Here is a 23,467-nt window from a genome sequence, read left to right as displayed (position 1 = left end):
GCATGGAGGCACTGGGTGTGACGTTCATCTGCCTTGCGGTCGCCTTCGGCCTGCTCGTGCTCGTGATCGGAGCATTCCTCCTCCGCCGGTTCCAGCTCAATCGTGCGCTCGGCACATTCGACGCCTCCATCCGCCTCCCTCCCCAGGGATGGCGGGTGGGGGTTTGTCGTTACACGGACAATCACCTGGAGTGGCTCAGCCTGCTCTCGCTGAGCCCCATCCCGAAGTTCCGGTTCCTCCGGAGCTCCCTCGAGGTCGAGGGTTGGCGTGCGCCCACCGAAGCCGAACGCGTGCGGATCCAGCCCGGCGCCATCATCGTCCAGCTGGCCCACGAGGGCGAGCCGTTCGACCTCGCCATGCGCTACGACGTGTACGCGGGCCTCTCCTCCTGGATCGAGGCCGGCCCCGTCATCGGCATCGGTACCTGGCGCTGATCCCCGGCGGCGTCATCCTGCAGGCGCCCGCCTCAGTCCTCGATCGGCCTGACCCACGTCCCGTCGCGCAGTACGCCCTTGAGCTGGAGGTCGGGCGAGACCACGACCGCGTCGGCGCGCAACCCCACGTGGAGGCTGCCCACCTCGTCGCCGAGCCCCAGGACCATCGCGGGCACCGCGGTCGCTGCGCGCACCGCGTCGACGACGTCGACCCCCGCTCCGACCGTGCACCGGACGACGTCCAGCAGGCTCCCGGCACCGCCGGCCAGGACACCCGTGGCCGTCAGCACGGCCGCGCCGTCGACGACGGTGATGGCGGCCCGACCGAGGCGGTACTCACCGGACGTGCGGCCCGCTGCCGCGGTCGAGTCACTGACGAGGCAGATGTTCTCGGAGCCCGCGATCGTGAAGGCCATGCGGATCGTCTCCGGGTGGAGATGGACGTTGTCGGCGATGAGTTCGACGGCGATCTCCCCGGCGCGCGCCCTCTGCAGGAGCAGGGGGACCGGACCCGGGGAGCGGTGATGCATCACGGGCATCGCGTTGAACAGGTGCGTCGCCGTCGGGCGTCCGCTGAAGCCCGCGAAACCGGTCGAGGCGAGTTCCTCGTTGATGAGGTCCAGGGCGTCCGAGGTCTCCTCCGTCGAACTGTCCGTGTGCCCGATCGAGGGGATCACGCCGTGGGTCACGAGTTCGAAGACCAGGACGTCGCAGCCCGGCAGCTCCGGGGCGTACGTCATCGAGGTGAGGTGCCCTCGGCCCGCGGTGACGAGGCGCGCGACGTCCTCCTGCGTGGGCAGGATCAGGAAGGCCGGATCCTGGGCGCCGTGGCGCTTCTTCGACAGGAACGGACCCTCGGCGTGGATGCCGGCGATCAGCCCCGACTCCGCGGCCCCCGCGAGCCTGCCGAACGCGGCCTCGAGGTCCACCAGCGGCGCCGCGCACGTGCTCGCGAGCACCGTCGTCGAACCACTGCGATGCAGGTGGGCCGCGGCGCCTGCAATGTCGGCGTCCGAGCCCGAGGTGAAATCGCCCCCGCCGGCGCCGTGGCAGTGCAGGTCGATGAGCCCCGGGAGGATGAAGTAGCCCTCGGGCAGTTGCTCCCCGGGTGCGCCGCCGTGCGACATCCCGGCCTCGGTAATGCGTGAGCCCTGCCATCGCAGGACGCCGTCGTCGACGATACCCTCGCCGGTCACCAGTCGGCCGGACAGGGCGGTGGGCGTTCTGCTGGAGAGAGCCATGGTCCGAGTGTAGGGGCCCGGGCGCGGCCGCCCTAGAAGAGCCGGGACGCGCTGTCGTCGACTCCGCGCATGGCGTCGTAGTCCAGCGTCAGGCAGTCGATGCCGCGGTCCGTGGCGAGCACGCGGGCCTGGGGCTTGATCTGCTGGGCCGCGAACACACCCCGCACGGGGGACATGAGCGGGTCGCGGTTCAGCAGCTCGAGGTAGCGGGTGAGCTGCTCGACGCCGTCGATGTCCCCCCGGCGCTTCAGCTCGATGGCCACGGTGCGGCCCTGGGCGTCGCGGGCGAGGATGTCCACGGGACCGATGGCCGTCATGTACTCGCGCCGGATCAGCGTGAACCCTGCCCCGAGCAACTCGATCTGCTCGGCGAGGAGGCGCTGCAGGTCGGCCTCCACACCGTCCTTGACGAGGCCAGGGTCGACGCCCAGGTCGTGGGAGGAATCGTGCAGGTGCTCGCGGATGTTGATGACCAGCCGGTCGTCGCTCTTGGCGTGCTGCACCGTCCACACCTCGGTGATGCCCTCGGCGCGATCGGCCTCGTCGGGCGCGCTCACGCGGAGGTTCGCCGGCGGGCTCATCCAGTTCAGGGGCTTGTACGAGCCGCCGTCGGAGTGCACCAGCACGGAGCCGTCCGACTTCACCATGAGGAGCCGGGTGGCCAGCGGGAGATGGGCGCGGAGGCGGCCGATGTAGTCGACGGAGCAGCGGGCAATGACAAGACGCACGGGGACGACTCTACCGGGCGGGGAGCGCAGCGCATGATTCGCGGACCGGTCCCCGGTAGGACCGCCTCAGCACCGGGCCGGGTGGCAGACTGGAGCGGTGCCCCGTTCCAACCGACCCAGCCGGCCCGGTGGTGGTGCGCGGAGCAAGTGGACCCCGCCGCCCGAACTGGACCTCGAGCGCGCCCGTGCGGGCATCCCCAGCCGTGAGAGCGCGCCCGACGGCGAGTGGTCGGTGCGCCGCATCACGGAGCGGAACGCCGCCAAGACCTACACCTGTCCGGGGTGCCATTCGTTCATCCTCCCGGGGATCGCGCATCTCGTCGTCTGGCGGGAGGACTCGCTGTTCGGTCCGCAGACCGCGCTGGCCGAGCGCCGCCACTGGCACGTGCGGTGCTGGCAGACCCGCAGTTTCCGCTACTGACCGCGCACGCGTCCAGCCCTCGCGCGCCGGGCCGCGGTCCGCCCCGACCTAGACTGGGGGCATGGCGAGCGACATCACCGACCACACCTCCACCACCGACGAGCCGATCGAGATCCGCGCGTCCACCGTCCTGCCCGCCGATCGGCGCGACATCGAGCTGCACACTGCCGATGGTCTGACGCTCGTGGGGGAGTTCGCCGCGCCGGCCGGCGGCCGTACCCCGAAGGCCACCCTCGTGACGCTCCACCCGCTGCCCACGCACGGCGGCTTCATGGACTCCCACGTCTACAGGAAGGCGTCCTTCCGGCTGCCCGCCCTCGCCGACATCGCCGTCCTGCGCTTCAACACGCGCGGCACGTGCTCCCCGCGCGGGTGCAGCGACGGGGAGTTCGACGGCGGCGACGGCGAGCGGCTGGACCTGCAGGCGGCCGTCGACTGGGCGGTGGCGCAGGGGCTGCACCACATCTGGCTCGTGGGCTGGTCCTTCGGCACCGAGCTGTGCCTGAAGTACGGCGCCCAGGACCCGGTGGCGGAACTCATCGAGGGGGCCATCCTGCTGTCGCCACCGCTGCACCGCGCGGGCGACGCCGACCTCGACGCCTGGGCTGCCAGCGGCCTGCCCCTGAAGGTCCTGGTGCCGGAGTTCGACGACTACCTGGTGCCCGACGCTGCCGCCGCCCGGTTCTCCCGCGTGCCGCAGGCCGAGGTCGTCGGCATCGACGGGGCGAAGCACCTGTGGGTGGGGGAGAAGTACGCGGCGCGCGCCCTCAACGAGATCGTCGGCGTCGTGCGCCCCGAGGTGGACCTCCCGCTGCCCACGCAGTGGACCGGCCCGTCCGCCGTCGCACCGTCCACACCGGCAACGCGCTGACCGGGCCCGCGCGCATGGCGGACCGGTCTACAGACGGTCCTGGCGGGCGATGAAGACCTCCTTGAGCAGCAGCATCACCGCTGCCGCCGTCGGGATGGCGATCAGGGCGCCGAGGACGCCGAGGAGGCTGCCGCCCGCGATGACCGCGATCACCGCGACCGCCCCGGGCACCGCGACCGCGCGGTGCATGATCCGCGGGGAGATGAAGTACGCCTCGAACTGCAGGTAGGCGACGTACGGGATCGCGAACAGCAGGGCCGTCTGCCAGCCCACCGTCAGGGCGATGAGGGAGACGAGGACGGCCGCGGTGGCCGCACCGATCAGCGGGATGAAGGCCAGGAGCACGACGACGAAGGTCAGCAGCACGGAGAACGGCACACCCGCGATCGACATCACGATGAACGCGAACGTGGCATTGAGCAGCGCCACGCACGCCTGGCCGATGACGTAGAGACCCACACTGCGCGTGATCTCCTCCGAGAGCACCTCGACGCGCGGCCGGCGGGAGCGGGGGGCCAGCCGGTAGGCCCACTTCTTCATGCCCGGCAGGGATGCGAGGAAGTAGAGGGCGAGGACCAGGATCACGAGCGCTCCGAAGAGCCCGTTGACGATCACCGTCCCCACCCCGAGGACGCCGCCGAAGATCCCGCCCACGGCCTCGCTGTTGGCGAAGAACTTGTCGATCTCGGAGCTGACGCGCTCGCGGACCTGGAACTGCCGGTCGACGCTGGTGAAGAACTCCGAGTTCAGGAAGCTGTCCGCGTAGCCCGGCGCGCGGTCGACGATCTGCGAGGTCTGGCTCACGATCGTCGGGATGAGCAGCGCGAAGAACCCCACCACCACGCCCATGAGGATCAGGAGCGAGACGGCGATGCCGGCGGGCCTCGGGACGTACTTCGTCTCGAGCCAGCGGACGATCGGGTCCAGGCCGAGGGCGATGAAGAGCGCCGCTCCGATCCAGACCAGGAGCTGGCCGACATTCGTGATGATGAAGAAGGCGAGCAGCGCGAGCCCGACGCCGACGCTCATCATGAAACCGAAGTGGATGGGGTGCGCGCGCATGGTGGGCGCGTTGTTGCCTCCGAACTTCAGGCGCTCGTCGGCCAGGGACACGTCATGGTCCACCGCCACCTCGGACGGCTCCACGTCCGGCGGGAACTCGAAGCGGGGGCGCGGCTGGGCGGACGGGAACGAGTTCCGGGCGAGGGTGAAGAGGGAGCGCCACGCCGACGACGGCCGCGTGGCCGGCCGTGCCTGATCGTCGGTCGACCGTTCGTCGCTGCCGTTCGCGGACGCCTCGGGCCGCGGGAGCGGCTGATCGAGCGGGACGTCCTGGGGGTCTGTCAACGAAGGGCTCTGCTTTCACGTGCGCGGTGTCCGGCCGCGGGAGGAAGGACTAGCGAAACCCTAACAGCCGGGTCCCGACGGCCGGGTTCTTGACGAACGACGGTCCGGGTGCGCCGGGCTCGCGCGGGGCCGGATCGGTCGGACGATTGTCGTTACCATTGAGGAACTGTTCCGGGGTGGGGCCGCAGCGGCATGCGGCACCACCCGAGCGGAATCAGAGCGGAAGGGGCCACGCGGTCCGCCGTCACGGACAACGATAGGCAACGAGTGCGCGTGAAGACAGCAGTACCGATCATCGTGGCAGGGCTCCTGCTGATGCTCCTCGGCATCGGACAGCGGACGGTCTGGGCTCCTGCCGAGACCGTGACCGCCGGCGTCGCACAGGACGCCGAGGCCGGACCGGTCACGGTGATCGAGCCCGGCGCCCGAGGGGACGTCGAGGGCCCGGTGGAGGTGACGGTCGAGGCCGAGGGTCCCTTCACCCTCGCCGTCGGGCGTGCGTCCGACGTGGAGGCGTGGGTGGGCGACGCAGCGCACCTGAGTATCACGGGGCCCGGCGAGGAGGCGCTGGAATCCGGATTCTCCGAGGGCGAGGACTCGGTACCGGATCCGCGCGGCAGCGATCTCTGGATCGCGGAGGAATCCGGGGACGGATCGCTGACCTACCGCTGGAACGCGCCCATCGAAGGCGACTGGTCCATCCTGCTCGCGGCCGACGGCGACGCACCCGCCCCCACGCAGGTGTCCGTCACCACTCCCAACGACCAGTCCACCCCCCTCGCCCTGCCGCTCATCATCGGCGGCGCAGTCGTCGTCGTGCTCGGCATCGCGCTCCTCCTGATCCCGCCCCGCCGACCCGGGAACGGGAACCGGCCCGCACCCGTCGAGGGGACGCGCGCCTACGCCCGCCGGCACGCCGCGGCCGGCACTCCCGGCGGAGCCTCCCGCATCGCAGCCCCCGGCGCGGCCCTTCTGGTCTCAGGCCTCGTGGGGTCGGGGTCGCTCCTGGGCATCGCTCCCTCGATGGCGACGACGACGCCGTCGCCCGCGCCGTCCTCCGCGGCCGCCGTCAACGGGGCGCCGTCGGCCGGCAGCGAGGCCAGCGGACCGCCCGTGGTCCTCGACGCCCAGCTCGACCGCATCCTCGGAGCCGTCGCGTCCACCGTGACCGACGCCGACGCGGCCGCCGACGCGGAACTCCTCGCCCCCCGGGTCGACGGCGCAGCCCTCGAGCTCCGCACCGGCGCCTACGCGGTGGGCGCCAAGGACAAGGAGGCCACGGCGCCCGTGCCCGTCGCCGCGACGCCGCTCCTGCTCGACATGGTCCCCACGGGTACCGGGTGGCCCCGGACGATCGTCGCCCTGACGCAGGGTGAGGACAACCCGGTGCCGCAGGCGCTCCTGCTGGTCCAGGAGGCGCCGCGGGAGAACTACCGGCTGACCTCGGCCGTGCAGATGCTGCCGGGCAGCACGTTCCCCTCGCCGCCGGCTCCGGGCGCCACCGGACCCGTGCCCCTCGACGACGCCGGCGTCCTGGCGAGCGCACCGCAGGCCTCCGTCGCGTCCATCGCCGACTTCCTCACGAAGCCCTCCGGCCCGAACGCGGAGACGTTCGAGGAGAACTCCTTCGCCGAGGCGATCACCGGGTTCCAGGCCGACGTCGTCGCGGATCCCGGCAACAAGGCGGCGAGGATCACCTTCACGCACGCGGCACAGGAGGACCAGACGCAGGCGCTCCTGACCGGTGACGGCGGGGCCATGGTCTTCGGATACCTCACCCACACCTACTCCAGCGTCCCGAAGGCACGCGGCGACACGATCGACCTCAAGGGCACGGTGTACCAGTCACTGACAGGGAAGGCCGTGAGCGGGAAGGGCATCGACGTCAACTACGGCGAGGCCGTGATGATGTACGTACCGCCCGCCGGCAGCGAGGATAGGATCCGGGTCATCGGTGCCGCCCAGCAGTTGCTGTCGGCCACCCTCCGCTGACCCGCGCCCTTCCCGGTCCTCTCCGGCTCCAACCAGTAGCAGTCACAGAAAGGCAGAGCATTGTCCACACCAGCACAGCGGGGCGGGATGCCGCCGTCGAGCATGAACCTGCGGGGAGCGGTGGACCTCTCCGCCCTCAAGGCACGCGCGGATGCGGCCGCACGGCCGGCCGCGGCACGCCAGGCCGCCGCGCCGAGCCCGTACATCGTCGAGGTGACGGAACAGACCTTCCCGCAGCTCGTGCAGCTCTCGTCGCAGGTGCCCGTGGTCGTGAACCTCCGCGCCACCTACAGCGACCAGTCCACCCAGGTCACCACTGTGCTCGAGGCCGTCGCCGTCGAGTTCGACGGGCGGATGCTGCTGGCCAACGTCGACCTCCAGGCGCAGCCGCAGATCGCGCAGGCCTTCCAGGCCCAGGGTGCGCCGACCGTCGTCGCCGTGGTGAAGGGCCAGCCCGTCCCCCTCTTCGAGGGTGTCCTCCCGGACCCCCAGATCCGCGCCTACCTCGACGAGCTGATGAAGGTCGCCGAGGCGAACGGAGTGACCGGGACGCTCAACGACGGCTCCCAGCCCGGACCGGCCGGCGCGGAGGAGCCGCCGCTGCCGCCCCTCCACCAGGAGGCGTTCGATGCGATCGAGCGCGGCGACTACGGGGCGGCCGCGATCGCGTACCGTCGTGCCCTCGCGGAGCAGCCGGCCGACGCCGACGCGAAGGCCGGCCTCGCGCAGGTGGAACTCATGGAGCGCGTCCAGGACCTCGACGCCGCCGGCGTCCGTCAGCGCGGGGCCGACGAGCCCGACGCCCTGGAGGCCCAGTTGGCCGTCGCCGACCTGGACCTGACGGGCGGGCATGTCGAGGACGCCTTCGGCCGCGTCATCGCCTTCATCGGCAGGACCTCCGGCGAGGACCGGGAAGCGGCCCGCAGGCGGCTGCTGGAACTGTTCGACGTCGTCGGCGTCACGGACCCGCGCGTGACGAAGGCGCGCAGCGCGCTGGCCCGAGCCCTGTTCTAGGCGCTTCTCCCGGACGCCCTGCCGGGCGCCCCGGCGTCGACCCACTCTCCACCAGAGGACCACGATGACTCCCGCAGCTTCCCCGGCCGGCGTGCCCGGCCTGTTCGATCCGCTGACGCTCCGATCCCTCGAGCTGCCGCACCGCGGCTGGGTCGCAGCGATGTGCCAGTACTCGTGCGACCCCGTCGGCGCCGCCGGCGTGCCGACCGACTGGCACCTCGTGCACCTCGGGCAGTTCGCCCTCGGCGGTGCGGCGCTCATCATCACCGAGGCGGCCGCGGTGAGCCCCGAGGGCATGATCAGCCCGCGCGACGCCGGTATCTACACGCGGGAGCAGGCCGAGGCGTGGCGCCGGATCAACGACTTCATCCACGAGCACAGCGCCGTCGGGACGAAGACCGCGGTCCAGCTCGCCCATGCAGGCCGGAAGGCCTCGACGTACTGGCCGTTCAGCGGCAGGCGCGACTCGGTGCCGGAGGCCGACGGCGGCTGGCAGACCCTCGGTCCCACGGACGAGGCGTTCGGTGCGTATGCCGCGCCGCGCGCGATGACGGAGGAGGACATCCAGCACGTCATCCGCGACTTCGGCGCCGCCGCGTCGCTCGCCGTGGAGGCGGGGTTCGACACGATGGAGATCCACGCCGCGCACGGCTACCTGCTGCACCAGTTCCTCTCACCCCTGGTCAACACGCGGACCGACGGCTGGGGCGGCTCGGAGGAGGCCCGGTTCCGGCTCACGCTCGAGGTCGTCCGGGCGGTCCGCCGGGCCATCCCGGAGGGCATGCCGCTCCTGCTGCGCATCTCGGCATCGGACTGGACCGAGGGCGGGCTCGACGGCGACACCTCCGCCCGGCTGGCGAAGCGGGCGGCCGAGGAGGGCGTCGACTTCGTCGACGTGTCCTCGGGCGGTGCGGTCCCGGCCGCCGCCATCCCCGTGGGGCCGGGCTATCAGGTGTCACTCGCCGAGGAGGTGCGGTCCTCCGGCGTCCCGACGGGCGCCGTCGGCCTCATCGACGATGCGCGCCAGGCGGAGGAGATCATCCGCGGGGAGCGGGCCGACGTCGTGCTCATCGCGCGGGCCGCCCTGCGCGACCCGCACTGGTGGATGCGCGCTGCCCACGAGCTCGGACACGAGCTGGCACCCGCCCCGCAGTACGAGCGTGCCGGGTCCTACTGACGACGCCCTTTTCCTCCTTTGGGATGACGATCGGCGGAGCGGCGCGTTGCTAGCGTGGAGCCATGAGTTCCCCTGCGCCGTCGCCATCCGTCGAGAACGAACCCGGGGGGCGAGCCGGCAGCGCCGCCCTCAGCATCCGCGGGCTGGCCAAGCGGTTCGGCGAGAAGATCGCCGTCGACGGCGTCAGCCTCGAGGTCCCGCAGGGGTCCTTCTACGGGCTCGTCGGGCCGAACGGTGCCGGCAAGACCACCACACTCTCGATGGCGACGGGTCTGCTCCGCCCCGACTTCGGGCAGGTGCTCGTCCACGGCGTCGACGTCTGGGGCCGGCCGCTGGAAGCCAAGAAACTCATGGGGATCCTGCCCGACGGCGTCCGGCTGTTCGACCGGCTGACCGGTGAGCAGCTGGTCACCTACGCAGGACTGCTGCGCGGCATGGACCGTGAGACCGTCGCCGAACGGACCGGCGACCTGCTGCGGGCGCTCGATCTCGCGAACGACGCCGGCACGCTCGTGGTGGACTACTCGGCGGGCATGACGAAGAAGATCGCGCTCGCCTCCGCCCTCATCCACGCCCCCCGCCTGCTGGTTCTCGACGAGCCGTTCGAGTCCGTGGATCCGGTCTCGGCCGCGAACATCCGCGACATCCTGGCCGGCTACGTGGAGTCCGGAGGGTCGGTCATCGTCTCCAGCCACGTCATGGACCTCGTGCAGCGCATGTGCGACCACGTCGCCGTCATCGCCGCGGGCACCGTCCTCGCCGCAGGGACGATCGACGAGGTCCGCGGCGACGCGACGCTGGAGGACCGCTTCGTCGAACTCGTGGGTGGACGCAACACGTCGGAGGGGCTGTCGTGGTTGCGGACCTCCTGAAGCTGAAGCTCCTCCTCCTGCGCAACTCGCTCAAGCGGAGCACCGCGCAACTGGTCGGCGTGATCCTCGGCGGCCTGTACGGGCTCGGCGTCCTGGGGACGATCGTGGTCGGGCTCGTGTTCCTCGGTGCAGCCGACCCCGAGTTCATCCGGACCGTCCTCGTGCTCGGAGGATCCGCCGTGGTGCTCGGCTGGATCGTGATCCCGATCGCAGCGACCGGTATCGACATGACGCTCGACCCCGCACGGTTCGTGACCTTCGCCATCCCGCAGCGGCAGCTCCTCACGGGGCTCGTGCTCGGCGGACTCGTGGGCATCCCGGGCGTCGTGACCCTCGTCGCCGCCCTGGCGCAGGTGTTCACCTGGATCCGGTATCCGGCCGCGGCGGTGACCGCGCTGGTGTGCGGGCTGGTCGCCGTCCTGTTGTGTGTGGTCGCCTCACGGCTGGTGACGACGGCGGTGTCCTCCATGACCGGCTCGCGCAGGTTCAAGGACATCAACGGCATCGTCGCCTTCATCCCGCTGATCTTCCTCGGGCCGATCATCGGGGGAGTGACGGCAGGGTTCCAGAACTCTCCCGGCTTCGCCGCCACGCTGGCCGACGTCCTCGCCTGGACGCCGCTGGGTGCGCTGTGGGCCGCGCCCGCCGACGTCGCCGCCGGCAACGCCGGGATCGCTGCGCTCCGGTTCCTGATCGGCCTCGGGACGGTCGGTCTGTTCCTCCTGCTGTGGAGCCGCAGCCTCAGCCACGCGCTGGTCACTCCTCCGTACAACGCCGTGGCCAAGCGCGCGGGCGGGAACCTGGGGTGGCTCGGCCGGCTCCCGCCCACGCCCGCGGGTGCTGTGGCCGCGCGTGCCCTGACCTACTGGCTGCGGGATCCGCGCTACTCCGCCTCGCTCGTGGTGATCCCCTTCATTGCCGTGCTGCTCTTCTTCTCGGGAGGTGGAGGCGGGGCCCTCGCGTACCTCGGTCCGATCACGGCATTCTTGCTGGCCTGGTCCATCTCCGCCGACATCTCCTACGACAACACGGCGTTCAGCCTGCACCTCTCGACGGGGGTCAGCGGACGCGACGATCGTCTGGGCCGGGCGCTCGCACTGCTGGTGTTCGCGGTGCCGACCACCCTGGTGTTCACCGTGGGTCCGCTGCTGATGATGGGACGGCTCGAGGACCTGCCGGTGATGCTCGGCCTGGGGATCGGTCTCCTACTGACTGGGACCGGGCTGTCGAGCCTCGTGTCCGCGCGCTATACCTACAACGTTCCGCTCCCGGGGGAGAGCGCCTTCAAGACACCGCCGGGAACGAACTTCCTGATGTTCGCCGTGCAGTTCATCGGCTGGATCGTCATGCTGCTGCTGGCGCTGCCGGAGATCGCCCTGACGATCGCCTACTTCGTGACCGGGGACGCACTGTTCGGGTGGCTGAGCCTGCTGGTCGGAGTGGTTCTCGGCGCAGTCCTGCTGGTGGTCGGGATCCGGACCGGAGGCCGATGGTACGACCGCAGGGCTCCCGAACTGCTGCTGGCGGTCTCGGCGAACCGCTGAGGCTCCGGCCACCTGCCGCGCAGGTCTCCTGCCCGGAGCGCTCCCGCGGCCCGGGCGGGCTGTCCGGACGTACGCCGGCGGTCACCCTAAGGCCAGCAGGTCCGCCTGACAAGGGTGGTTCGACTCGAGTAGTGCGGCTGCCCTCCCGGCTGTGCATAACCCTCTTGACGCCGACTGCTCCGGGCTATGCTGAGGCCCATTCCGGCGACATCGGCGAAGTGATGGGGGAGTTGCGTGTTTCCTGTGCGTGCAGAGGGCCATCGACGGGCAGCACCGATCCTTGCCGGGGCAGCAGTGGCGCTGGCGCTCCTGACCGGTTGCCAGAACGATGCGGACGCCTCGCCCGCACCGACTTCCGATCCGCCGCCGTCAACGGCTGCGCCCTCGACCGCTGAGGCGTCCACCCCTTCGGCCGCACCTGAACCATCGCCGGCGTCGTCGGCCGGTCCGGCCACCAACCTCCCCGTCCCAGTGAAGCCGGCGCTCGCGGACCAGAACACGGCCGAAGGGCTCGAGGCCTTCACGGAGTACTGGCTCGAGCTGTTCTCCTACGGCTACGAGACGAATGACTGGGCGCCGTTCGAGGCGGTGACTGATCCTGGGTGTCGCACCTGTGCTCAAACACAGCAAGTTGTCGAGGAGTTTTACACGGGAGGAGGGTGGATGGGTGGAGGAGGATTTCAACTCCTTGATTTTGGCACTGACTTTCGCATAAATACGTCCGGTTCGATCCAGAGCATCGTGAGGTACCAACAAGATGATTTAATGTATTACGAAAGTAACGGTTCTCAATCGCAAGGCGAAGCTCCAGAGGCGTCAGTCAATGTCACCTTCAGTGTTTACGAAGAGGGCGCATGGTTTTTGCTCGACTTCGGAAGTCCAGAAGGTTCGTGATGCGCCGTCTGCGAAGTATTACATGTTTGTTTCTCATTACTCTTTTTGCAGCAACATCGAGTTCTTCCGCTGTTGGTCAGACCAAGGCGCCTAATGCTTTCGCCGACAACAACGAATTTGGGGCTGTTAACTCTAAAAAATCGCAGCGGCCAGCTAGCTCAATGGGTCAAGAAGAAAAAACTGACGTGGTGCCAGTGCAATCTGCGGCTCTTGTTACGGACGACGGGATCTCCTACACCTACGTCCGCGCCTGCACTGCCGGCGCCGGGAGTGCCCTGGATCCGGCGACCTGCCCTCGCATGGACGCCCAGTGCGATGCCCAGGACGACGGCATCCTCGTGAACTGGATCGAGGTGAACAACAACGCACAGCCGGCAACTCGGACGCCGACCGGCAGGTCGTCCTGCATGTATCCCGGAGAGCCTCCCGCACCGCCGGTCGAGGGAGCAGAGGTCGCCGAGGAGATACCGATCGTGATCACCCTCGAAGAGTTCCAGAAGCAGCCCGTCCTTGCAGCGACCATCGTGTCGCAGCCCTCGAACTTCGGGCTCAGGAATGCGCACTCCAACATCTACGCGCAGGCGCGGGAGCAGGAGTTCACCTTCGAGTTCCAGGACGCCTCGATCGTGTTGAAGGCCCGCCCTGTGTCCTACCAGTGGAACTACGGCGACGGGACCAGCGCTACGACGACCACCCCGGGAGGCCCGGTGGACGGGGCTGCCTTCGACACCCAGACGCCGACGAGCCACCAGTACACGCAGACCGGTGATTTCCAGCTCACGCTGACGACCTTCTTCGCCGGTGACTACTCGGTGGATGGAGGGCCCTTCCAGCCGGTCGCCGGTCAGGCGGCGGTCGTGTCGGAGCCCCACCTCATGAGTATCTGGCGCACCAAGGGGCACAACGTGAGCGAGAACTGCATCGAGAATCCCCGAGGAATCGGCTGCGAAGCTCCTACCCGATAGCCCGCCGATGTTCTCCTGCGACGTGGTGGTTCCAATCAGAAGGGTGGAGGCTCGGGATCGCAGGCGTAGGTCCTGCCCGCAGGTGAGGTGGCGACGAGGGTGCCCGGCGCGGGCTGGTCATAGTGCCAGAGGCCTTCGCTCTTGAGCATGTGGTGTTTGCGGCAGAGGTGGGCGAGATTGTCGTGGCTGGTGGGTCCGCCGCGGGACCAGGGGGTGGTGTGGTCCAGTTCGCAGCGGGCCGCGGGGACGCTGCACCCCGGGTGTCGACACGTGCGGTCGCGGACCCGCAACCACTTCTTCAGGTCCGCGGGAACGGTGTACGTGGTGCGTCCGACGCTGAGGACGGCCCCTGTCTCGGGGTGGGTGAGGAGCCGGGTGAAGGAGGGTGCGTGAGCGGCGAGCCGGCGGGCGAGGTCGGCGGGAATGGGCCCGTAGCCTTCCAGATCCGCGGGGGCGTCGTCGACACCGAGCAGGGTCAGGACCGGGACGGTGACGTTGATGTGCGCCCGGACCGGGTATCCGTCCGGTGCCACCGGGCCGGAATCGGGCCCGGGTATGCCGTCCTGGCGTTCGGGCTCGCCGAGGAGGAGATCGGTGAGGATGTCGGTGCGCAGCTGCGGGAGCGTTCGGCGTTCGGTGGGGGCCTGGAGGGCGCGAGCCGTGGAGGTGAGTCGTGCATCGATGGCGGCGGCATCCGTGGCCGGCAGGTGGACGTGGAGCCAGGCCATGGCGTCGTCGGCGGGTTCGAAGTCCACGCGCCGTCCCTGGGCCGCGGTGCGGGCGCGCTCCTCGAGGGCTTCGGGGTGGAGCTGAGTACGGAGCCGGCGGGCCCGGTAGCTCAGGCGGGAGAGGGTGGTGTCCGCGGCGATGGGCAGCAGGGCCTCTTCGAGGCGGGCGGCGGCGTGGTGGGGCAGGCCGAGGTATTCGTGCAGGAGTGTGGTGGCGTGCGGCCAGGAGATCGTACCGTCGCCGAGGGCGGTGAGCGTCCGGGGATGGTAGTTGACCAGCAGGGCGGAGTATTGGACCAGACGGTGCGCGGTGCGTTCGGAGATGCGCAGCAGGCAGGCGATCTCCGTGGCGGTGGTGGTGTCGGCGAGATTGGTGCGGTGCGGTCCGGGCCGACCGGGCCAGAAATGGTCCATCATCTTCGTCTCGAAGACTTTCCGCAATTCTTCGGTACTCGCGGCGAGTTCGGCGTCGATCCGCGCTTTCTCGGCACTCAGGTCGGTGATCCGAGCGGATATCCGATCGAGTTCCAACCCGTGTTCCGTCGACGTCCTCATGAATACATTCTCCCGCCCGCCACCGACATTATCCGGGCGCTCGCCAGTCCATTGTCGCGCCCCTCGGACAATGCGATTCCGGGCTCGGGCGTACTCCGGACGCCGATATGCGGGGCGTGCTCCCCGGGCCTCGAGGGCGCGGGGGACGGGCGATAGACTGGCTCCATGACTATGCCTGCTGATCCCTTTGCAAACGATCCACGCGATCCCGGCACCGGTGGCTCGACTGCGACCATCGAGCGTGAGGAAGTCCGCCAGGAGGTCGAGCCCGGCGACGCAGAGCGCTTCGCGCACTATGTCCGCAAGGAGAAGATCATGGAGTCTGCCTTCACCGGCGAGCCCGTGATCGCCCTCTGCGGCAAGGTGTGGACCCCCGGACGCGATCCCGAGAAGTTCCCCGTCTGCCCCGAGTGCAAGGAGATCTACAATGGTCTCCGCCCCGGCAACGACAAGCCGAAGGACTGACAGCGGCGGACCTTCGGCGCGCCACTCGGCGTCGGCCCATGGTCGGCGCTACTGGTGCGCCCCGATGGGAGTACCCCATCACTCGCGGCGGGACGCGCCCCGACCTGAACCCGAGGTGACATGAGCAAGACTGCGGATACATCCACGGGTGCAACCGGAGGGGCGATGTCGCCCGAGCTGCGCCCCCTGACCATCGGGATCCTGGCGATCATCACGTGCGCGGCCTTCGAGGCGATGGCCGTGGTGACGGCCATGCCGTCGGTGGCGCGTGAGCTCTCCGGGGAATCGAGCTACGGCCTCGCCTTCTCGATGTACCTGACGGCGTCGCTGCTCGGTACGGTCGTCGCCGGCTCATGGTGTGACCGTAAGGGGCCCCGGCCTGCGCTCGCCGTCGGGCTGGGCCTCATGGTCCTCGGCCTGCTGGCCGCGGGTGCCGCACCCGCCTTCTGGCTCGTGACGGTGGGCCGCGCCATCTCCGGGCTGGGCGGCGGATTCATGATCGTCGCGGTGTACGTCGTCATCGGGCGGTCGTTCCCGGAGAAGGCCCGGCCGGTGGTCTTCGGCTGGCTGGCGGCTGCGTGGGTGCTGCCCGCGCTGATCGGTCCTGTGGTGGCCGGGTTCGTGACCGAGCACCTCGGCTGGCGCTGGGTGTTCCTCGGCGTCGTACCGATCGTGCTCGCCGCGGTCGTCATCGTCTGGCCGAAGACGAGGAACCTGGGACCGGTCGAGGCCCCCGACGCCGGATCGGCGAAGGCCCGCACCCTGCGTGGCCTCGCGCTGGCCTCCGGCGTCTTCGCCGCGCAGTGGTCGCTGGTCCATCTCGCGGACACCGAGGATCCCGGCGGTGCGACGGTGGTCGGGCTGGTGAGCCTCGCGGCCGCGGGAGTCGTCGTCGCCCTCCTCGTGCTCCCCGCCCTGCTGCCGAAGGGCACGCTGGTCCTGGGGCGCGGGTTGCCGAGCATCATCGCCACGCGCGGCTTCGTCAATGTCGCGTTCTTCGGCACCGAGGCCTTCATCCCGCTCATGCTCGTCAGCTCGCGCGACATCAGCCCGGGAACGGCAGGACTGACACTGAGCGCCGGCGCGCTCGGCTGGAGCGCGGGGTCCTTCGTCCAGGCACGCGTGACCTTCGCGCGCCAGTGGCTGCTGGTCGCCGGGTCCTCCATCCTGTCGCTGAGCCTCGGCGGCTTCGCTCTGGCCACGGCGGTGGAGGCGCCGCTGTGGGTGCTGGCCGTGGTGTGGGGACTGTCGGGCTTCGCCATGGGCATGACGCTCTCCAGTACCTCGGTGCTGGTGCTGAAACTGTCGGCGCCGAACGAGCAGGGGCGCAACTCGGCAGCCCTGCAGATCTCCGACCAGCTCGGCGGGGTGGTGGGCACGGCGGGTGCGGGAGCCCTCTTCGCCCTCCTGCACGACGACGCCGATCCGGGACACGTCCCCACCTTTGTTGCGATCTGGCTGGCTCTCTGGGTGTTCACGGCAGCAGGTATAGTTTCGGGTCTGAGAGGGGCCCGGTCACCCGGTGACGGCCCCGGTCTCTCCCCCAGAAAGTCAATGGAAGGTACTGTCCCGGCGTGAGTAATGACACCCTGTTCGGTGCCGGCGCAGCCCTGCCTCCCGCGTACCCGGAGCGCGCCGCCTGGGGGACAGCCCCCAAGCTGCGCCAGTGGCAGAGCGAAGCGCTGGAGAAGTATTTCCAGGAATCCCCGAGCGATTTCCTCGCGGTCGCCACGCCCGGCGCCGGCAAGACCACCTTCGCGCTCCGCGTGGCGACCGAGCTCGTGGAGCGGGGCATCGTCAACCGCGTCACGGTCGTCGCCCCCACTGATCACCTGAAGCGCCAGTGGGCCGACGCCGCAGCCCGGGTGGGCCTCGCGATCGACCCCAACTTCAAGAACGCCGACGGACGTCACGGCGGGGCGTTCATCGGCGTCGCCGTGACCTACGCGCAGGTCGCGAGCAAGCCCATGCTGCACCGCGCCAAGACGGAAGCCGCCCGTACCCTGGTGATCCTCGACGAGATCCACCACGGCGGTGACGCCCTCTCATGGGGCGACGGCATCCGTGAGGCCTTCGAGCCCGCGACCCGCCGCCTCGCCCTCACGGGGACGCCCTTCCGCTCGGACACCGCGGCCATCCCCTTCGTCGAGTACGCCGAGGACCGCGACGGCATCCGCCGCTCCCGTGCCGACTACACGTACGGCTACGGCCAGGCCCTCAAGGACCACGTGGTGCGCCCCGTCATGTTCATGGCGTACTCGGGCCAGATGCGCTGGCGCACGAGCGCGGGCGAGGAGATGGCGGCGTCCCTCGGTGAGGCCTCGGTCACGAAGGACATCACCGCCCAGGCCTGGCGGACGGCACTGAATCCGGCGGGCGAATGGATCCCCGCCGTCCTCGCCGCCGCGGACAAGCGCCTCACCGAGGTGCGGCGCACCGTGCACGACGCCGGTGGCCTCGTCATCGCCACCGATCACGACGACGCCCGCGCCTACGCCGGCCAGCTCAAGCGGATCACGGGGGAGTCCCCGACCGTCATCCTGTCCGACGACGCCAAGGCGTCCTCGAAGATCGAGGAGTTCTCCGCGGGGGACAAGCGCTGGATGGTCGCGGTCCGCATGGTGTCCGAGGGCGTCGACGTCCCGCGTCTCGCGGTGGGCGTCTATGCGACGTCGACGGCGACCCCGCTGTTCTTCGCCCAGGCCGTCGGCCGGTACGTCCGGGCGCGACGGCGCGGGGAGACGGCGTCGATCTTCCTCCCCTCGGTGCCGAACCTCATGGCGCTGGCCAACCAGCTCGAACTCGAGCGTGACCACGCGCTCGACCGCCCGGAGAAGGACGACGAGGGGTTCGGCCTCGAGGACGCCCTCATGGAGGCCGCGAACCGCGAGGACAAGGCGTCGGATTCCCTGACCAAGCAGAAGTTCGAGGCGCTCGAGTCACAGGCGTCCTTCGACCGCGTCCTCTTCGACGGCGGCGAGTTCGGCACCGGCGGCGAGATGGGCAGCGAGGACGAGCAGGACTTCCTGGGCATCCCCGGACTGCTCGACGCCGACCAGGTGGGCCAGCTGCTGCGCCAGCGCCAGCAGGAGCAGCAGGTCCGCCGGAAGTCCAGGCCGGCCGCAGCACCCGCCGCCGAGCCGCTCGTGGTGGATCACCGCCAGCTCACGGAGCTGCGGGGCCTGCTCGCCAAGAACGTCTCGGCGTGGGCGGCCCGCACCGGGATGCCGCACGGCCAGGTCCACACGGAGCTGCGGCGCCAGTGCGGGGGACCCGCGGTGGCGCAGGCCAACGAGGACCAGCTCCAGCGCCGCCTGCAGAAGCTGCAGGACTGGTTCATCGGGAAGAAGTAAGGAAGTGAGCGAAGGCCCTAGCGGACCAGCTCGGCGCCCGCGGCCTCCAGCTCGTCGAGGGTCTCCTCGGAGCTGTCCTCGTGCACGCCGCGCGTGAGCCCGGCCTGCACGGTGACCGTGTAGCCCGCCTGGAGTGCGTCCAGCGCTGTCGCCCGGACGCAGTAGTCCGTCGCCAGGCCGACGACCACGACGTCGTCCACGTCGTGGTCCCGCAACCAGTCGTCGAGGGTCATCGGGTCCTCATCGCTGTCCACGGCGGCCCCGCTGAGCTTCTGGTCGCCGGTCGGCACCTCGTCGTCGGGTGCCTTGACGCCCTCGAACCCGGAATAGGCGGCCTCGAACCGACCCTTGCGGAACACCGCGTCGATGCTCTCGGTGTCGAGGTCCGGGTGGAAGTCGGAGCCCTTGGTGTCCGCGACGCAGTGGACGGGCCAGGAGTCGACGAAGTCCGGCGTCTCCGAGAAGTGGGTCCCCGGATCGATGTGCCAGTCCTGGGTGGCGACGACGTAGTCGTACCGTGCGGCGTGCTCGTCGATGTGGTCGCTGATGTCGGCGGCCACCTGCGCGCCCCCGACGACGGCGAGCGACCCGCCCTCACAGAAGTCGTTCTGCACGTCCACGATGATCAGTGCGCGCGTCATGATGCTGCCTCCTCGTATTCGGTGGGGATGACGGGCTCGCCGCGCTGCAGCCGCCGGACGGCTCCCGGCAGTTCGGCGATGGAGCGCAGGTGCCGCTCGGCGGCGCGGGTGACGGCCTCCGGTCCGGTCCAGCCGGGCAGCACGACGCCGTCGCTGACGAACTGCTGCGTCAGTGGGCGGTCGTTGCCGTCGTCGCCGGGGCTGATGCCGATCCCCACGATCTCGGCCTGCGCCCTGCCGTGCTCGTCGAGGCGGCGCAGCGCGCGCTTGTGTCCGCCGACCGACGCCTTGTTCTTGGCCGCCTTCGCGACGGACACGAAGGTGCCGTGGTCGTCCTGCCTGCTCACGAGTTTGTACACCATGCCCGCGGTCGGCGCGCCGGACCCCGTCACGAGGGACGTACCCACGCCGTACGAGTCGACGGGCGCCGAGGCGAGCAGCCCGATGGCGAACTCGTCGAGGTCGGAGGTCACGACGATCTTCGTGAGGTGGTTGCCGAGGTCGTCGAGGAGTTCACGCACCCACCGCGCCTGGGCCACGAGGTCGCCGGAGTCCAGCCGGACGGCGCCCAGCTCGGGCCCCGCCACGTCGACGGCGGTCCGGACGCCCTGTTCGACGTCGTACGTGTCCACCAGGAGCGAGGTGCTGCGTCCGAGGGCGGCGACCTGCGCCTCGAAGGCCGCCCGCTCGGAGTCGTGCAGGAGCGTGAAGGAGTGCGCGGCCGTGCCCACCGTGGGGACGCCGTACCGCCGGCCGGCCTCCAGGTTGGACGTGCTGGCGAAGCCGCCGATGATCGCGGCGCGCGCCGCGGCCACCGCGGATTCCTCGTGCGTGCGGCGCGAACCCATCTCGATGCAGGGGCGTCCTGCCGCGGCGCCCGTCATGCGGGAGGCCGCCGAGGCGATGGCGCTGTCATGGTTCAGGATCGACAGGATGAGCGTTTCGAGGATGCAGGCCTCGGCGAAGGTCGACTCCACCGTCAGGATGGGGGAGTTGGGGAAGTAGGCCTCGCCCTCCGCGTATCCGGAGATCGATCCGGTGAAGCGGAAGCCGGCCAGCCAGGCGAGCGTGGCGTCGTCGACGATCCGGTGGTCGCTGAGGAACGCGAGCTGCACGTCGTCGAACCTGAAGGCCGCCAGCGCCTCCAGCAGCCGCCCCGTGCCCGCGACGACGCCGTAGCGGCGACCCGCGGGGAGGCGGCGTGCGAAGGCCTCGAACACCGAGCGGCGGTGGGCCGCCCCGGAGTGCAGCGAGGCCTGCAGCATCGTGAGTTCGTACTGGTCGGTGAACAGGGCACTGTTCGGCGCGGTCACCGCCGGCGGTGTGGGACCGGCAGCGGCCGGCGGGTTCGTGGTCAGGGCATCGGTCACCCTGAAAACGATAGCCGGGCGTCCGCCGAGAGAGTACCCGGCCACCCCGCGCGGGCGAGCCGCCCTAGAATGGCGATCATGACAGTTGGCTTTGCAACCGGTACCGACACCCGGGAAGAGACGGGCACGGCCGAGAAGACCGACCTCGACCAGCCCTGGGTCGTGGTGGTGTGGAACGACCCCGTGAACCTCATGAGCTATGTGAGCTTCGTCTTCCAGTCCTACTTCGGCTACAGCGAGGCCAAGGCGCGCACGCTCATGCTCGAAGTGCACGAGCAGGGCCGCTCCGCCGTCGTCTCGGGCACCCGCGAGAAGGTGGAGCAGGACACCGTCGCCCTCCACTCGTACGGGCTGTGGGCCACCTTCGAAAAAGCCGGAAGCGAGTAGGCGGACCCCATGGCGAAACCCTTCAAATCGACGCGCCGGGGCATCACCGGAGCGTTGGAGCCCGGTGAGGCGCGCCTGCTCGGAGCCCTCCTCGACGACGTCATCTCCATGCTCGAGCCCGAGTCCGCTCCCAGCGAGGATCCGCTGGCGGCGCTGGTCGGCATGTCCGGTGCCGACGCCGAGGCCACGGCCCCCGAGGATTCCGCCGTCCGACGCCTCCTGCCGGATGCCGTGCGGGGCGACGACGACGAAGCGCTCGCCTTCCGCCGCCTGACGGAGCGCTCCCTGCGGGAGCAGAAGATCGGCGCCCTCCGCAGCAGTGCGCTGCTCCTCGAGTCCAGCCCCATGACGCTCACCGGGGAGCAGGCCCGCCTGCTCGCGCAGGCCCTCAACGACGTCCGGCTGGTCCTCGCGGACCGGCTGAGCATCGAGACGGAGGAGGACGCCGAACGGCTCCACGACATCGCGGACTCCAAGGACGTCGACGACGTCGAGTCCTACCTCGCCCTCGTCTACAACTTCATCACGTGGCTCCAGGAATCGCTCGTGCAGGCGATGCTGAAAGCGGCGAAGCTGGAGCGCTGACCCGTCGGCCCACCGGACCGGCCGCGTGCGGTCGGACAGGAGCTGTGACAGAACCCACGGATCGGCGAATAGTTTTCAACGGCGACACGTCATATTGTCGAAGGATCATGAGCCCAGAGCCAGCGAACACGGACCGCAGCGAAGCGCCCATCGGGATCTTCGACTCCGGCGTCGGCGGACTGACGGTCGCCCGAGCGGTCATCGACCAGTTGCCCCACGAGTCCGTCATGTACGTCGGCGACACCGCCAACGGCCCGTACGGCCCGCTGCCGATCGCCCGGGTGCGCGCGCATGCGCTCGGGGTGATGGACGAACTCGTGGACTCGGGCGTCAAGCTGCTCGTCATCGCCTGCAACTCGGCCTCGGCGGCGGTCCTCCGCGATGCGCGGGAGCGGTACACGGCCCGCTACGGCATCCCCGTGATCGAGGTCATCCAGCCCGCGGTGCGCCGGGCCGTCGCGGCCACGCGCTCGGGCAGGATCGGCGTCATCGGGACGACGGCGACCGTCGGCTCCCGCGCCTACGACGACACCTTCGCGGCCGCCCCGCACCTGGAGATCACCTCCGTGGCCTGCCCTGCGTTCGTCGAGTTCGTGGAGGCCGGTGTCACCGGCGGTGAGGCCCTGCTGCGGACGGCGGAGGAGTACCTCCGACCCCTCAAGGCAGCGGGCGTGGACACGCTCGTGCTCGGCTGCACCCACTATCCGCTGCTGACCGGCGTCATCTCCTACGTCATGGGGGACACCGTCACCCTGGTCTCGAGCGCCGAGGAGACGGCCAAGGACGTCTACCGCGCCCTCGTCCTGCACGGCCTCGAGCGCGAGACCACCGCACCGGGCGTGCATCGGTTCATCGCGACCGGCAACGCCGCAGGATTCGAGGTCCTCGCCCGCCGCTTCCTCGGCCCCGAGGTGCTCAGCGTGCAGCACGTGGACCACGTGGCCGCGCAGTACCCGACGGGCAGCCTCGCGCGGATCACGCCCGAGATGATCGCGGCCGCGGGGTTCCCACGGGCATGAAGCTCACGATCGTCGGGTGCAGCGGCTCCTTCCCCGGCCCCCAGTCACCGGCCTCCTGCTACCTGCTCAGCGCGCACTGGCAGGGCCGCACCTGGCGGATCCTCCTCGATCTCGGCAACGGGTCGCTCGGCGCACTGCAGCGGCACATGGACCTCCGCGAGATCGACGCCATCTTCCTCTCCCACCTGCACCCCGACCACTGCATGGACCTGTGTGGCCTGCACGTCGCCGTCCACTGGGATCCCTCCGGCTGGGGGCTGCCCCGCATCCCCGTCTGGGGACCGGCGGCGACGGCGGACAGGATGGCCAGCGCCTACGGACTCGACCCCGACCCGGGCATGCACGAGGACTTCGACTTCCAGTCCTGGACCGACCGCGGCCCCGTGACGGTAGGGCCCTTCACGATCACCCCGTTCCAGGTCCTCCACCCCATCGAGGAGGCGTACGCGCTGCGCGTCGAGGTGGCCGAGGCCGATGCCGACGGCGTGGACCGCACGCGCGTCATCACCTACTCCGGCGACACCGACGCGTGCGACGGCCTGGTGGACGCCGCCCGCGACGCGGACATCTTCCTGTGCGAGGCCGCATTCCACGAAGGCCGCGACGACGGCATCTCCGGCGTGCACCTCACGGGCAAGCGGGCGGGCGACGTCGCCACCCGGGCGTCGGCCAAGCGCCTCCTCCTGACCCACCTGCCGGTCTGGAACGACGCCAACGTCGCCGTGAGCGAGGCCCGCGAGAGCTACGACGGCCACCTCGCCGTCGCCGTCGCCGGTGTCTCCTACACGGTCTGACGGACGGCGCCGGCCCGCCCGGTGACGAGCGGTGGTCGTCCCTGCCAGCGTTCTCCCATGCGTCCCCGTC

23 protein-coding genes are annotated in these 23,467 nt (G+C 70.2%); 17 read left to right on the top strand and 6 right to left on the bottom strand.

All coding sequences use genetic code 11. From position 1 onward, the window contains the following. The first annotated feature begins 2 nt into the window (after positions 1-2). On the top strand, positions 3-434 hold the full coding sequence (locus AC4D2F_RS04330; RefSeq protein ID WP_104165643.1) for a DUF2550 domain-containing protein: 432 nt from the start codon (positions 3-5) through the stop codon (positions 432-434). A gap of 32 nt (positions 435-466) precedes the next feature. Here the strand turns inward: AC4D2F_RS04330 and AC4D2F_RS04325 are convergent, their stop codons facing one another. Both AC4D2F_RS04325 and nucS read right to left on the bottom strand, forming a co-directional pair. Further along, positions 467-1,675: an N-acetylglucosamine-6-phosphate deacetylase gene (locus tag AC4D2F_RS04325; protein WP_490909616.1), complete on the bottom strand. Its 1,209-nt coding sequence runs from the start codon at positions 1,673-1,675 to the stop codon at positions 467-469. Positions 1,676-1,707: 32 nt separating this feature from the next. Continuing rightward, positions 1,708-2,403, bottom strand: coding sequence for an endonuclease NucS (gene nucS / locus AC4D2F_RS04320; protein WP_490909615.1), 696 nt, complete (start codon positions 2,401-2,403; stop codon positions 1,708-1,710). 97 nt (positions 2,404-2,500) lie between these two features. Between nucS and AC4D2F_RS04315 the strand changes: the two genes are divergently transcribed. After that, positions 2,501-2,824 carry an Rv1322 family protein gene (locus tag AC4D2F_RS04315; protein ID WP_490909614.1) on the top strand — a complete coding sequence of 108 codons (324 nt, stop codon included), beginning with the start codon at positions 2,501-2,503 and terminating at the stop codon, positions 2,822-2,824. A 61-nt stretch (positions 2,825-2,885) separates the two neighbouring features. Next, positions 2,886-3,695 (top strand): alpha/beta hydrolase, encoded by an 810-nt coding sequence (locus AC4D2F_RS04310; RefSeq protein ID WP_490909613.1) that lies wholly within the window; start codon positions 2,886-2,888, stop codon positions 3,693-3,695. A 27-nt stretch (positions 3,696-3,722) separates the two neighbouring features. Here the strand turns inward: AC4D2F_RS04310 and AC4D2F_RS04305 are convergent, their stop codons facing one another. Then, positions 3,723-5,042 (bottom strand): AI-2E family transporter, encoded by a 1,320-nt coding sequence (locus AC4D2F_RS04305; RefSeq protein ID WP_104165636.1) that lies wholly within the window; start codon positions 5,040-5,042, stop codon positions 3,723-3,725. 273 nt (positions 5,043-5,315) lie between these two features. On the opposite strand from AC4D2F_RS04305, the gene AC4D2F_RS04300 reads away from it, so the two are divergent. The 7 genes from AC4D2F_RS04300 (at position 5,316) to AC4D2F_RS04270 (ending at position 13,500) form a co-directional block, all read left to right on the top strand. Further along, positions 5,316-7,034, top strand: coding sequence for a DUF8094 domain-containing protein (locus AC4D2F_RS04300; protein WP_490909612.1), 1,719 nt, complete (start codon positions 5,316-5,318; stop codon positions 7,032-7,034). A 60-nt stretch (positions 7,035-7,094) separates the two neighbouring features. Then, positions 7,095-8,048, top strand: coding sequence for a co-chaperone YbbN (locus AC4D2F_RS04295; RefSeq protein ID WP_490909611.1), 954 nt, complete (start codon positions 7,095-7,097; stop codon positions 8,046-8,048). Between the two features lie 64 nt (positions 8,049-8,112). Then, positions 8,113-9,225 carry an NADH:flavin oxidoreductase/NADH oxidase gene (locus tag AC4D2F_RS04290; RefSeq protein ID WP_490909610.1) on the top strand — a complete coding sequence of 371 codons (1,113 nt, stop codon included), beginning with the start codon at positions 8,113-8,115 and terminating at the stop codon, positions 9,223-9,225. A gap of 62 nt (positions 9,226-9,287) precedes the next feature. Beyond that, entirely contained in the window at positions 9,288-10,097 is an 810-nt protein-coding gene (locus tag AC4D2F_RS04285; protein ID WP_258069703.1) for an ABC transporter ATP-binding protein, read from the top strand. Continuing rightward, positions 10,079-11,641, top strand: coding sequence for a transporter (locus tag AC4D2F_RS04280; protein ID WP_490909609.1), 1,563 nt, complete (start codon positions 10,079-10,081; stop codon positions 11,639-11,641). The genes AC4D2F_RS04285 and AC4D2F_RS04280 overlap by 19 nt, the downstream gene beginning before the upstream one ends. Before the next feature lie 234 nt (positions 11,642-11,875). After that, entirely contained in the window at positions 11,876-12,535 is a 660-nt protein-coding gene (locus AC4D2F_RS04275) for a DUF6318 family protein (RefSeq protein ID WP_490909608.1), read from the top strand. 188 nt (positions 12,536-12,723) lie between these two features. Next, positions 12,724-13,500, top strand: coding sequence for a PKD domain-containing protein (locus AC4D2F_RS04270; RefSeq protein WP_490909607.1), 777 nt, complete (start codon positions 12,724-12,726; stop codon positions 13,498-13,500). Between the two features lie 35 nt (positions 13,501-13,535). Here AC4D2F_RS04270 and AC4D2F_RS04265 read toward each other — a convergent pair whose 3' ends face one another. Continuing rightward, entirely contained in the window at positions 13,536-14,783 is a 1,248-nt protein-coding gene (locus AC4D2F_RS04265) for an HNH endonuclease (RefSeq protein WP_490909605.1), read from the bottom strand. A gap of 165 nt (positions 14,784-14,948) precedes the next feature. On the opposite strand from AC4D2F_RS04265, the gene AC4D2F_RS04260 reads away from it, so the two are divergent. The 3 genes from AC4D2F_RS04260 (at position 14,949) to AC4D2F_RS04250 (ending at position 18,601) form a co-directional block, all read left to right on the top strand. Next, a complete protein-coding gene (locus AC4D2F_RS04260) occupies positions 14,949-15,248 on the top strand; it encodes a DUF3039 domain-containing protein (RefSeq protein ID WP_104165625.1) in 300 nt (99 codons plus the stop codon). A 120-nt stretch (positions 15,249-15,368) separates the two neighbouring features. Continuing rightward, complete coding sequence (locus AC4D2F_RS04255) at positions 15,369-16,826, top strand: MFS transporter (RefSeq protein ID WP_490909604.1); 1,458 nt, start codon at positions 15,369-15,371, stop codon at positions 16,824-16,826. Continuing rightward, complete coding sequence (locus AC4D2F_RS04250) at positions 16,823-18,601, top strand: DEAD/DEAH box helicase (RefSeq protein ID WP_490909603.1); 1,779 nt, start codon at positions 16,823-16,825, stop codon at positions 18,599-18,601. The genes AC4D2F_RS04255 and AC4D2F_RS04250 overlap by 4 nt, the downstream gene beginning before the upstream one ends. Positions 18,602-18,618: 17 nt before the next feature. On the opposite strand, the gene AC4D2F_RS04245 is transcribed toward AC4D2F_RS04250, so the two are convergent. Further along, positions 18,619-19,242 carry an isochorismatase family protein gene (locus AC4D2F_RS04245; RefSeq protein ID WP_490909602.1) on the bottom strand — a complete coding sequence of 208 codons (624 nt, stop codon included), beginning with the start codon at positions 19,240-19,242 and terminating at the stop codon, positions 18,619-18,621. Continuing rightward, complete coding sequence (locus AC4D2F_RS04240) at positions 19,239-20,507, bottom strand: nicotinate phosphoribosyltransferase (protein ID WP_490910520.1); 1,269 nt, start codon at positions 20,505-20,507, stop codon at positions 19,239-19,241. Before AC4D2F_RS04240 ends, AC4D2F_RS04245 begins: the two co-directional genes overlap by 4 nt. Before the next feature lie 183 nt (positions 20,508-20,690). Here AC4D2F_RS04240 and clpS point away from each other — a divergent pair, with 183 nt between their 5' ends. From clpS to AC4D2F_RS04220, 4 genes are all read left to right on the top strand, one after another. Then, positions 20,691-20,999: an ATP-dependent Clp protease adapter ClpS gene (gene clpS, locus AC4D2F_RS04235; protein WP_490909601.1), complete on the top strand. Its 309-nt coding sequence runs from the start codon at positions 20,691-20,693 to the stop codon at positions 20,997-20,999. A 9-nt stretch (positions 21,000-21,008) separates the two neighbouring features. Continuing rightward, complete coding sequence (locus AC4D2F_RS04230) at positions 21,009-21,584, top strand: DUF2017 domain-containing protein (RefSeq protein WP_104165618.1); 576 nt, start codon at positions 21,009-21,011, stop codon at positions 21,582-21,584. A gap of 107 nt (positions 21,585-21,691) precedes the next feature. Continuing rightward, positions 21,692-22,603 (top strand): glutamate racemase, encoded by a 912-nt coding sequence (gene murI, locus AC4D2F_RS04225; RefSeq protein WP_490909600.1) that lies wholly within the window; start codon positions 21,692-21,694, stop codon positions 22,601-22,603. Beyond that, positions 22,600-23,397: an MBL fold metallo-hydrolase gene (locus AC4D2F_RS04220; RefSeq protein WP_104165614.1), complete on the top strand. Its 798-nt coding sequence runs from the start codon at positions 22,600-22,602 to the stop codon at positions 23,395-23,397. Before murI ends, AC4D2F_RS04220 begins: the two co-directional genes overlap by 4 nt. The last annotated feature ends 70 nt before the right edge of the window (positions 23,398-23,467 follow it).

It is taken from the genome of Arthrobacter sp. TJ-263, from assembly GCF_058269155.1.
This window is presented reverse-complemented; position numbering and strand designations above follow the sequence as displayed.